Origin of the sequence: Nocardia vinacea NBRC 16497, from assembly GCF_000308835.1 — a bacterium.
Taxonomy (GTDB): domain Bacteria; phylum Actinomycetota; class Actinomycetes; order Mycobacteriales; family Mycobacteriaceae; genus Nocardia; species Nocardia vinacea.
The window spans coordinates 1-10,260 of sequence record NZ_BAGN01000107.1; the positions used below are offsets into that span (position 1 = coordinate 1).

The 10,260-nt window shown below is 65.0% G+C and carries 12 protein-coding genes and 1 pseudogene; 3 read left to right on the forward strand and 10 right to left on the reverse strand.

Going from position 1 to position 10,260, the window contains the following annotated elements; genetic code table 11:
• The 7 genes and pseudogenes from ON44_RS14200 to ON44_RS14230 all read right to left on the reverse strand — a co-directional run.
• Positions 1-729: pseudogene (locus tag ON44_RS14200) on the reverse strand (heavy-metal-associated domain-containing protein); the annotation flags it as partial.
• Positions 726-1,955, reverse strand: a complete 1,230-nt coding sequence (locus ON44_RS14205) for an aminotransferase class V-fold PLP-dependent enzyme (protein ID WP_245567147.1) — start codon at positions 1,953-1,955, stop codon at positions 726-728. The gene ON44_RS14205 and the pseudogene ON44_RS14200, both read right to left, overlap by 4 nt.
• A 208-nt stretch (positions 1,956-2,163) precedes the next feature.
• Positions 2,164-2,598, reverse strand: coding sequence for a CBS domain-containing protein (locus tag ON44_RS14210; RefSeq protein WP_040690122.1), 435 nt, complete (start codon positions 2,596-2,598; stop codon positions 2,164-2,166).
• Between the two features lie 83 nt (positions 2,599-2,681).
• Positions 2,682-3,941: a PucR family transcriptional regulator gene (locus tag ON44_RS14215; RefSeq protein ID WP_051181996.1), complete on the reverse strand. Its 1,260-nt coding sequence runs from the start codon at positions 3,939-3,941 to the stop codon at positions 2,682-2,684.
• A 444-nt stretch (positions 3,942-4,385) separates the two neighbouring features.
• A complete protein-coding gene (locus ON44_RS14220; protein ID WP_040690123.1) occupies positions 4,386-4,583 on the reverse strand; it encodes a hypothetical protein in 198 nt (65 codons plus the stop codon).
• Positions 4,584-4,774: 191 nt separating this feature from the next.
• A complete protein-coding gene (locus ON44_RS14225) occupies positions 4,775-5,011 on the reverse strand; it encodes a hypothetical protein (RefSeq protein WP_040690124.1) in 237 nt (78 codons plus the stop codon).
• 203 nt (positions 5,012-5,214) lie between these two features.
• Complete coding sequence (locus ON44_RS14230; protein WP_040690127.1) at positions 5,215-6,012, reverse strand: SAM-dependent methyltransferase; 798 nt, start codon at positions 6,010-6,012, stop codon at positions 5,215-5,217.
• A 363-nt stretch (positions 6,013-6,375) separates the two neighbouring features.
• On the opposite strand from ON44_RS14230, the gene ON44_RS14235 reads away from it, so the two are divergent.
• Positions 6,376-6,600: a DUF397 domain-containing protein gene (locus ON44_RS14235; RefSeq protein WP_085998535.1), complete on the forward strand. Its 225-nt coding sequence runs from the start codon at positions 6,376-6,378 to the stop codon at positions 6,598-6,600.
• Between the two features lie 88 nt (positions 6,601-6,688).
• Entirely contained in the window at positions 6,689-7,576 is an 888-nt protein-coding gene (locus tag ON44_RS14240; RefSeq protein WP_051181997.1) for a Sco1979 family transcriptional regulator, read from the forward strand.
• Positions 7,577-7,582: 6 nt separating this feature from the next.
• Here the strand turns inward: ON44_RS14240 and ON44_RS14245 are convergent, their stop codons facing one another.
• Complete coding sequence (locus ON44_RS14245; protein ID WP_040690130.1) at positions 7,583-8,530, reverse strand: carbohydrate kinase family protein; 948 nt, start codon at positions 8,528-8,530, stop codon at positions 7,583-7,585.
• Positions 8,527-9,195 (reverse strand): class II aldolase/adducin family protein, encoded by a 669-nt coding sequence (locus tag ON44_RS14250; protein ID WP_040690132.1) that lies wholly within the window; start codon positions 9,193-9,195, stop codon positions 8,527-8,529. The genes ON44_RS14245 and ON44_RS14250 overlap by 4 nt, the downstream gene beginning before the upstream one ends.
• 54 nt (positions 9,196-9,249) lie before the next feature.
• Between ON44_RS14250 and ON44_RS14255 the strand changes: the two genes are divergently transcribed.
• A complete protein-coding gene (locus tag ON44_RS14255; protein ID WP_040690133.1) occupies positions 9,250-9,888 on the forward strand; it encodes a TetR/AcrR family transcriptional regulator in 639 nt (212 codons plus the stop codon).
• Between the two features lie 53 nt (positions 9,889-9,941).
• Here ON44_RS14255 and ON44_RS14260 read toward each other — a convergent pair.
• Positions 9,942-10,260 (reverse strand): hypothetical protein (locus tag ON44_RS14260; RefSeq protein ID WP_051181998.1); only part of this gene is annotated, 319 nt, incomplete at its 5' end.

Genomic DNA, 10,260 nt, shown 5'->3' on the forward strand with positions numbered 1-10,260 from the left:
GATGGTGGCGTCCTTCATCGCGCGCAGCGTCGCCACCGTGTCGGCGGTGTAGCGCACCGTGCCGTCGGGTTGGGCGGCCAGCGTCACCGGGATCATCCCGCGCCGGTAGGTGGAGGCCTGCAGTTCCCAGAACCAGCGGGTGGCGACCGCCGAGAAGATGCCGGAATCGTGTATGCCCCTGGCGAATTCGGTGGCACTGCGATAGTGCGTCTGCCGCGCCAGCAGTGCGTGCTGGGCGAGTGCGCGTCCGGTGGCCTCGATGCCGACGCGGAAGATTTCGATCGGATCGTGATCGGTGGTGGTTCCGTCCAGCACCGCGTGTTCGCGCGGGCCGAGGCGGTCGATCCGTTGTGTCAGTGCGGAATTCGCGGCGAGCGCATGCCACAGCATCAGGACGGTTTCGCGCATGGCGATGGGCACCAACGGGCCGAGGCCGTCGGCGCGGAAGTGCCCGGTATTGGGGATGCCGTCGCTATCGGTCCAGGCGATGCGGTGTGTCGCGCTGGTGACCTGCGCGGGCTGGCACGGCCGCATGAACTGCTGCAGGTACAGCCGCTGCGAATAGGTGAGGTGACTGTCGGGCTCGGGACGCAGTGCGGCGCAGGTGTATTCGATACGTCGACTCGACGGGACCGCGATGGGAGTGGTGAACAACCCGGGTTGGGCCAGGCCCGCCAGAACCCGGGACGCCGCCCGCCGGTCATAGCGCGGGGTGTCGTCCATTCTCATGTGACCTCCTCGGCGATCGTCTTGACGCAGGTCGCGAACCGGTCGATCTCCTCGACGGTGTTGTAGATGTGCGTGCTGACCCGTACCGAGTCCACGGCGTCGTCGCCTGCCCGGGGTGAGCAGTGTAAGCCGGTGCGGACCAGAAAACCCAACTCGCTCAAGACGAATCCGAGATCGGTCGCGGAAATGCCTGCGAGCGTGAAGGACACGATGCCGTAGCCGATCGCGCACGGCGCATGCGCCGGACCGGGCAGGAATTCCAGCCCGGGCACCGGACGCAGATTGTCGATGAGCCGCAGCGTCAATTCGCGATTGTGTGCGGCGATCACACCGACATCCAGCGATTCCAGCACCTCCAGTGCGCTGCCGAGAGCCAGGATGCCCGGAATGTTCTGGGTGCCGCCCTCGAGCAGTTCCGGCATGCCGGTCGAGGCCAATCCGGTGTCGGTGAGGTCGACCCCGGTATTGCCGCCGGGCAGGAACGGCAGCAGCCGATCGTGAACTCTGCGGTGGCAGTAGAGGATTCCGGTGCCTGGCGCACCGAACATCTTGTGCGCGGCGAAGATCGCGAAGTCGGCGCCGAGTTCGGTCACATCCAGCGGCATATGCCCACCGCTCTGACTGCAGTCGAAGCACAGCAGAATCCGGGGATCGAGTTTGCCGCGCAACTCCTCGAGCGTGGTGAGTCCGCCGAAGACGTGGTGCAGATGGCTGGTGGTGATCAGCCGGGTGCGCGGCCCGACCTTGGCCAGGATGTCGGCGGTATCGGCTTCGCCGAGTTCGGTCACCCGGTAGGGCACCAGTTCGATGCGCCGACCGAAGCGGGCGAGCACCTGGCGCAGATGGTGCCACGGATGCACATTCGAGGCGTGATCGCTTGGGTTGTAGAGGATTTCGTCGCCGTCATCGAGTTCGGCCAGCCCCCAGGACAATGCGACGGCATTGAGCGCCGCGGTCGCGCCGCCGGTGAAGACCACCTCCGCGGGCGATTCGGCGCCGATGAAGGTCGCCATGCGATCGCGGACCCCGGCCAGGCGGGTGGTGAGGTTGGTAGCCCACGGGTAGGTTCCTCGACCGGCGTTGGCGGTACGCGAGGTGTGATAGCGGTGGATGGTCTCGATGACCGGCAGCGGCTTCTGCGTGGTGGCCGCACTGTCCAAATAGATTTCCGTGGATTCGGCCAGCGCCGGAAAGAGTCCGCGCACAGTCGCGAGGGGCGACGGCACCGGTATCCGCGGGGTGGACCGGGGGGTGGCCGGTCGGGCTGGGTGCGTCCCGGACACAGGTGACCGCAAGGTGCCGCTCCCTCCGAGGACCGCGCTGGACGCCACCAACGATACGCACTTTCGGTGACGACTTCGAAGGATTCTCGTAGCCAACGTCTTTCGACAAGTCGCAGCTACCAAGGGCCCTGTCGTGGATATCCGCGACAGTTCAGTACTGCCCCTGTACGTACTCGACCAGATGCTGACGTTCGGTAGCCAGTTCGGAGATCGCGCTCTTGACCACATCGCCGATGCTGACGATGCCGATCAGGCGGCCGTCGCGGACCACGGGCAGGTGCCGGACGCGGTGCTCGGTCATGGTGCCGCGCAGTCCGTCGACCAGGTCGTCGGGTGCGCAGGTGCGCACATCGACGGTCATGATCTCCGCGACCGGCGTATCGAGCAGTGCGGCGCCGCGTGCGTGCAGACTGCGCACCACATCGCGCTCGGAGACAATGCCGGCGATCCGGCTGCCGTCCGGCGATACCACCACCGCCCCGATATTGTGCTCGGCGAGCGTGCCGAGCAGGGTCCGTACCGTGGTCTCGGGCGCGACGGTCGCCACGTCGCTGCCCTTCCTGTGCAAGATCTCCGCTATTCGCATATTCCACCATCCAGAGGTCGCAGCACTACCAGGATGACGCCTTTGTGATCTCGTGACCAGCACAAATCCGCATCAGGCTGAATCTACAGCCGTCGGGCGACGCTGCGGTCCAGATCGCGCGCGAGCAGGGCGATGGCGGCCTGTGAGATACCTGCCGAGGTGGCCAGATCGATCGAGGTCAGCTGGGCGATGCGGCGTAGCCGGTAATCGACGGTATTCGGGTGGACATAGAGCTGACGTGCCGTGAGCTGGCGATTCATATCGTTGCCCAGGTAGGCGCGCATGGTGTCGAACAGTTCGGGATGGGCGTCGAGCGGATCGAGAATGGTCGCGATGCGTCGAGTGGCCGGGCCGCCCCGGGTGAGCTGATACTCCACGGCCAGGTCGGTCATCTGGTACAGGCCAGGATTGCGTCCGCCGACCCGCACCAGATTGAGGAGTTCGTGGGCCTGATCGGCGGCGTCGGGTATCTGGTCGGTCTCGCTGGTGACCAGCGTGGCGGTGAGCGCGACCTCGGCGGATTCGGCGAGCAGTTGCAGTGTTTCGGCGGTCAGGACCGGTGCATCGTCCTCGATCGGGACCAGTAGCGTGCCGCCCTTGGTGCTCAGCAGCGCGAGCACCCGGGATTCGAAAGTGGTGGCCATTTCCGATTGCAGGCGGCGCAGTTTCCTGCGGGCGGCGACATGGCTGTCGACGCGTGGATCGCGCTCGTCCGGATGTTCGGGAATAGATAGCGCGACCACCTGATACGAGTCGGCGATCGGGATGCCGGCTTGGCGGGCGAGTGCGGAACTGCCGCGACCGCTCAGCAGCGCCGAAGCCAGCGTCTGCGTCGCGGTCTGGTGTTCGCGCGCGACGAGATGCTGTTCCTCGACGTAGGCGTCCGAAACCGCCGCGGTGATCGCCTCCAGGAGTTCGAGCATGAGGTCGGTGGCAACCAGTAGTTCATCGATATCGTCGGCCTTGGCACGCGCGGTCACCAGTCCGAACGCGATGCGCAGCCCCTCGTGATAAGCGCGCAGGATGGTGCCCAGCGGCACCGCCTCGCGGGCCCATTGCGCTGCCGCCTCCTTGACCTCGCCGAGCTGTTCGTCGCCGGGAACCGTACGCTTGTCGAACATTTCGGCGGCCAATGCCAGGCAGCTGCGGGTCAGCTTGGTGACATCGCCGCGTAGCTGCTCGCCGGGCAGCGTGCGACACGGCGCCATACAGGTCGCGAAGTAACCGACCATGCGCGAGGCGACGCGGTCGGTATTGAGTAGGGGAATCGACGCGGGCTGGCCGCCGATCTCTAGGACAGGGTCCGTCGGGTCGACGGACAGATCCAGCGCGGAGAAGGTCATACGCGTCGCTCCAGTGCCACATCGGACGTGATAGATCTGCGCCCGAATCGTTGCATCACTATACGAAATGGTTATGAACCAGGGAAGACTACGCGAAATCTATTGCGGCGCGGCAACGTTGTGCATTGCCCACATGCGCGCCATGTGCAGTGGTGGGAAGCTCCAGCGCCCGGCTCGAGTTGTCGAAAATCTGTGACCAGCCGTCTTAACGTCGGGCTGGGGCTGATCGTTTGCGCGTGATCGGCCTACGCCGTCGTGCCGCGGGTCCAGATGCGACAGCGACGTCACCCTCCAGGACGGGTGCGATCAGGACATGCTCGATCACCTGACGACGGTGGACTCGCCGCGCACGGTCTCCATTGCGCTGCGAGCACTCGACCCGGCCGCACAACCGAACCTCGTGTGCGCCGTGAGCCCCCGATTAATCAGCGGGGGCAGCGGAATCTAGGCCGCGCCTTGCTGATTCCGCAGCTCCGAATCGATTACCACTGCGCCGCTGCGGATTTCGTGTTCGATCGCGATGGCGGCGTAGTGCTGGCCGCTGGCGCGCAATTCGGCAATGCGTCGCTCCAGTGCGTCGGTGCCGTAGGCCGCGGCGACATCGGCGATCCCGAGTCGACCGGCAGCGCGTGGTGGATTCATGCGAATGCCCCCTGTGGCTGTGGCACCGAGAGATCCCGGTGGCGACAGCGGCACGGGCTCTCGGGTGCGAAACTCCCTTGTCGCGCACGAGTTTAGAGCGGCGTGTCGTACAGATGCAAGTGCATCTGTACGAACATCGCTGCGTGCGAAGCGATTTGGGGCTGTGCTAGTGGAGCCGTTGGGGTCGAACGTTATTCGTCGTCCAGTCCGGCGGAGAGGTAGGCCGCGGCGGCAAGCCACTGGCGGCACTGCGGGCCGTGCACCTCGTGCAGGTGCAGGATCTCGCGGGCCTGCCGATAGGTGAGGCCGCCCGGTTCGACACCGCAATCGAGTGGCGCATACTCCGGCGCCGAGTATTGCCGCAGGGTGTCGATCCCGGATCCGCCGGCGATCGTGGCCCCGCGCGGAGTTCGGAATGGCGTACTCATCTCGACCGCCCCTCGCGTCTGCCGGATGGGGAGGTGATTGTGGTGACGCCGGCGCGAACTCCCTGCGTACCTCCCCGAATCTGGTTCCGAGTTTAGGCCGTCGGCACTTACAGATGCAAGTACATTTGCACGAACGACCAACAGATATATGAACGGCGGTCGTCGACCGAGTGGCCGATGACCGCCGTTGTGCCGCTTGCGCTTCAGGGCTTGCGTGCGACCGAGCCGTAGGCGGAGATCGGCCGGACCTCGCCGACCTCGGCGGCATCGGTGCGCCACTGGGTGATCGATACGAATCCGGGCTCGACCAGTTCCAAACCGTCGAATACGGCACGGATTTCGGCCTGGGGCCGGGGAACATAGGGTACGCCGCCGGTGCCGGTGTAGTTCTCACACAGCGTCACATACTCCTTGCTGTCGTCGGTACCGTCCCACATGACCAGGAAGCTGCCCGACGGCACCGCGTCGAGCACCGTGTGCACGATGCGCAGCAACTCGTCGTAGGACTTGGCGTGGCCGAGCACGCCCATGAACATCACGCCGATCGGCTCATTGAAATTGAGCACGTTGCGGGCGTCGGCGATGATCTGCGCCGGATCGTGGTAATCGCAATCGACGTAAGTGGTTACGCCCTCGGGAGTGGTGCTGGTGAGCAGCGCCCGCGCCATGGTGAGGACCAGAGGATCGTTGTCGACATAGACGACCTTCGAGTCGGGCGCGACGCCCTGGGCGACCTCATGGGTGTTCTGCATGGTCGGCAGGCCGGTGCCGATATCGAGGAACTGGCGGATGCCCTCCTCGCCCGCCAGGTAACGCACCGCGCGAATGAGGAACTGACGCGACTGCACGGCCATGGTGGTGATGTCCGGATCCACCTCGACGCCGGCATCACCGGCGATCCGGTCGATTTCGTAATAGTCCTTACCGCCCATCCAGTAGTTCCAGATGCGTGCGGAATGCGGGATGTCGGTCCGGATGAGCGGGGTTTGATCGTCGGACATGGGGCTGGACTCCTCGGCGAGCTGATAAACGGTGAACCGGACTGCTCAGGCGGCGGGTGTCGCGATTGGCTGGCACGGCCGATGTGCACTGTGACAGTACAAGATTCGCCTCGACTCGACCTGCGGGATCGAGTAGTCGATCACGCATTTCGGGCGCGTCGTGCGCAGCCGCGTACAGCACTCGCGTAACGCGTTGAACAGGGGTCACGAAGGGGACCGACAGGTCTGAATTCTTTTGTGCCGCATGGGGGAGCTTCGTGCTATCTTGCAGATGTAGGTGCAAATGCAAGAACGTTTGAGCGCACATCTGCAAAGCCGCTCGAGCGTACATCTCACACTGGAACCAGCCGAGGAGTGGGGAAGATGTTCGACACCGGTACACCCAAGATCAAAGGCGCGTGGCGCAAGAGCTCGTTCAGCGGTCCGTCGGGCGGTAACTGCGTCGAGGTCGCCGAGGCGTCGGATGGTTCGATCGCCGTTCGCAATTCACGCGACCCGGAAGGTGGCATCCTGTTCTACACTCGACCGGAGATCGACGCGTTCGTGCGCGGCGCGAAGGCCGGGGAGTTCGACGACCTGACTAGCTGAGCGGTAACATAGGCGATCGGTGCGGTGTGTTTCCAAACGTGGTATTTGTGACACACTGTGGTCAAACCCGAGTATCGGAGATGACTTCATGATCGCAGAACCCGATGACGACGGTCGTGTGCAATCGGTTGTGGTGGAACGTGGTCCGACCGTATTGCGGATCGCGCTGGGTGGGCAGTTGCGTGACCTGCGGGTGAAGAATGGCATCACCCGTGAGGCCGCAGGTGACGCCATCCGCGGTTCACACGCCAAGATCAGTCGTCTCGAGTTGGGGCGCACCGGATTCAAGGAACGCGATATCCGCGATCTGCTGACTTTCTATGGCGTCACCGATGCCGAGGAGCGGGAGCGTTTCCTGGATCTGGCCAGGCAGGCGAACGAACCAGGCTGGTGGCATCGCTACAGCGATCTGCTGCCGTCCTGGTTCGGCACCTACCTCGGCTTGGAGCAGGCCGCGACCAAGATCCGTACCTACGAGGCGCACCTGGTGCCCGGGTTGCTGCAGACGCCCGAATACGCCAGGGCCGTAATGTCACTCGGGTACGAGGACGCCGATATGGACCGCCGCGTGCAGGTCCGCATCCGTCGGCAGGAGGTGCTGCGCCGTGCCGAGCCGCCGATCATCTGGGCGATCATCGACGAGGCCGCGCTGCATCGGCCGGTCGGTGGGTCGCGGGTGCACCGGGAGCAGATGGAACACCTCATCGAGCTGGCGGAACTCCCGAATGTCACGGTGCAGGTCCTGCCGTATTCGGCAGGCGAACACGCTGCTGCGGGTAGCTCGTTCAGCATCTTGCGTTTCGCCGAGACCGAGCTGCCCGACATCGTCTATCTCGAACATCTGACCAGTGCGCTGTACCTGGATCGGAAACAGGATCTGGCGCTGTACCTCTCGGTCATGGACCGCCTGAGTGTGCAAGCCGAGGCGCCCGGCGAGTCGCTGAAGATCCTCGCCGAGTACGCCAAGAACGCCTGAATATCGCTATCGACCCGGCTTGTTCGGGTCGATAGTGCGTGTTTCGGCTGCGAACGCGTCCACGGCGGCAAGATCGAAATCGCCGTGGTCGCTGCCGAGTCCGCGGGCGACCAGTGCGGCGACCGCATTGCCGAGGATTGCCGCGGCACGCAGATTCCGGCCCAGTGCGATCGCACGGATGAATCCGGCGGAGAAGGCATCACCGCACCCGGTGGTGTCGACGACGTCGACGGCGAACGCAGGAATGTCCTGATAGTTGTCGGGGCCGACGAGTAGGGTGCCGTCGGCGCCCCGCGTAACCGCCAGGATGCAAGCGCCCGCGTCCTCGAGCACCTCACAACCCGCCACCAGGTCGGTGGTGCCGGTGAAGCCGAGCACCTGTTCGTCATTCGGGAGGAAGTAGTCGGTATGGGGGAGGACTTCGGCGATGGCGTCGAGGCTACCGAGTGCGCCGGGTGCGATCAGATCGACCGAGGTGCTGACGCCATTGTCCTTGGCGTGCCGCAGGATTCGCGCCGCATTTGCCGCACCGATCAGTTCCGGACCGCCGAGGTGCAGATGATCGGCGGCGGCGATCGCGGTCCAATCGACATCGTCGAGGGTGTAGAACGGGTTGGCACCCAACAGATGCAGGCTGGGACGCTCGCCATTGGGGCGGATCGGCAGCACCGACGACGAGGTGGGCTGATCTTCCTTGCGCACGACCAGTTTCGTATCGATGCCGGCCTTGGCGAGCAGTCCGAGCAGGATATCGCCGGAGGCGTCCGCTCCGATCGCACCCGCGGTCCGCACGCTCGCGCCGAGTTTGGCCAGTGTCAGTGCGGTGCCCGCGGCCGTACCCGCCGCGGTTATGCGGATGTCCTCGACCAGCGCGGTCTGCTGCCCGTCCGGTATGGCCGCGACGGGGCGGATCAGGATATCCAAAACATGTGCGCCCAAAGCGATTACGTTCATTCGGTGTCTTTCTCCAGCGGTTTGCGGGTGCCGTATCCGGTGCGCAGTGCCACCTCGACGACCGCGGCCTGCTGCTGTTCGGTGAGTTCGCGCGGCCTGCCGATCGTCATGGCGTCCAGATACAGCGCGCAGGCCCATTCCAGCAGCAGCGCGGATTCGACGGCTTGGTCCAGCGACGCGCCGATGGTGACTGCGCCGTGATTGGCCAGCAACGCGGACTGCTTGCCCTGCAACGCCGTTCGCACCGCGTCCGCGAGTTCGACGGTGCCGAAGGGATGGAACGGGGCGACCCTCGTCCCACCGCCGAGCAGCAGCTGCTGGTAATGGATGACCGGCAGTTCGTCGAGCACACAGGCGATGGCCGTCGCCTTGGGCGCATGGGTGTGCACGACCGCCTGCGCGGCGTAGGTGCGATAGATATCGAGATGCAAACCCAATTCGGAGGTGGGTGCGTAGCGTCCCGCGACCACCTGACCCGCCAGGTCGACCACCGTGACGTCGTCGGCGATGACCTCCGCCAGCACCGCACCGGTTGCCGTGACGGCGACCAGATCACCGCAGCGCAGGCTCACATTGCCCGCGGTGCCGATCAGCAGCCCCTGTGCGGCCAGGCGCTGACAGGCCGCCGCTACCTCGGCGCGTTCGGTTGGTGCGATGGTGGTCATCCGGATACTCTACCCAAACCTGAATATGATTCACATTACGTTCGGAGGTAATCCGTGCCGATCCGTGCACTACCCGAGGCGGGCCTGCGTCGCGTGCCGATTCAGGCGCGTAGCAGGGAGCGGTTGGCGCGGGTGCTCGAGGTGGCCGATCGCCTGATCGCCACGGAGGGCGTCGAGGCGCTGACCATGATCAGAGTGGCTGCGGAGGCACGGATTTCGGTTGGCTCGCTGTACCAGTACCTGCCGGATCGCGAGGCCGTCATCGAAACCCTCGCCGTGGCCTATATCGAGCAATTGGAGGCCAAGGCGGCCCTGCTGCTCGAGCTCGCGCGCGCCGAGCGCTGGGACGATCCGATCGGCGTGCTGGTGGACGCGTTCGCCCAGGTCTATCGGGACGAGCCGGGCTTCCGCGCGCTGTGGTTCGGCAAGGATTTCAACGAGGCTGCCCGGGCAGCCGATCGCGAGCACAAACGCCGGATGGCGGTGACGCTGCGGGAGGTCATGCTCGCCCAAGGCGCCGTCGCGGATATCGAAGGACTCGATATCGCCTGCCGCGCCGCCCATCTCATGGGCGATGCGGTCATGCAGGAGGCGTTCCGATCCGATCCCGCCGGCGATCCGAATCTGTTGCGCGAGGCCAAGGTCGCACTGCGGGCCTATACGGCACAGTGGGCATCGCCGACCGAGGCGTAACGCAATTCGGTTGCGCTGCTACATCATTGGATGCAGTGGCTGGCGCTTGCCGGTTACTGCTTGATGAAGCTGGAGGCGATGCGCCAGAAGGTGGTCGGCTGCATGGCCTGTAGGTCCCAGTCGTCGGCCATCGCGTGCGCGGTGGTGACGATCCGGTCGATATCGAAATCGTGTCGAGTGGCCGCACCGGTTGACTCGACGGCATCGATGACGAAAGCGACTGCGGTTTCTCGCGAGTACGCGGTACTGCGTTGTCCGCTTCGGGTCGACGGTGTGCTCATAGTTGTTCTACCGTTCGCTGGCTGGTCGGCCAGTGCGGCTTCGGCGATTCCGAGCCGGCCGCCGTGAAGTGGTTGGTCCATTCGAACGCCC